The sequence below is a fragment of the Photobacterium sp. R1 genome (assembly GCF_054600795.1).
On record NZ_BAAHZP010000907.1, the window covers coordinates 1 to 241 of the forward strand.

1 protein-coding gene is annotated in these 241 nt (G+C 52.7%); it reads right to left on the reverse strand.

Annotation, left to right across the window (positions count from 1 at the left end; translation table 11 throughout):
* Window positions 1–241, reverse strand: a 241-nt coding sequence (locus ACYP03_RS27695; RefSeq protein ID WP_459782896.1) for an oxidoreductase, incomplete at both ends; no start/stop codon positions are given.

The window sequence follows — 241 nt, forward strand, 5'->3', positions numbered from 1 at the left end:
CGTCAATGGTCTTGAGGATCTGGCGGCGGCTCATTTCTTTTGGTATGAATTTAGAGATAGGTGCTTTAATGCCAGAAGCACTGACAGCAAAAGGATGCATCGCATAGCGCCCGGCATGCAGAAGCTGAAGGGCAATCTTGCCACCTTCTTTGTGGACAGCATCTGTGATAACCCGGTGCGCCCTTGCTGCCCGTCCGCTGCTGAACTCTGCACTGAGTGGTGTTAAGCGGCCGCGAAAATT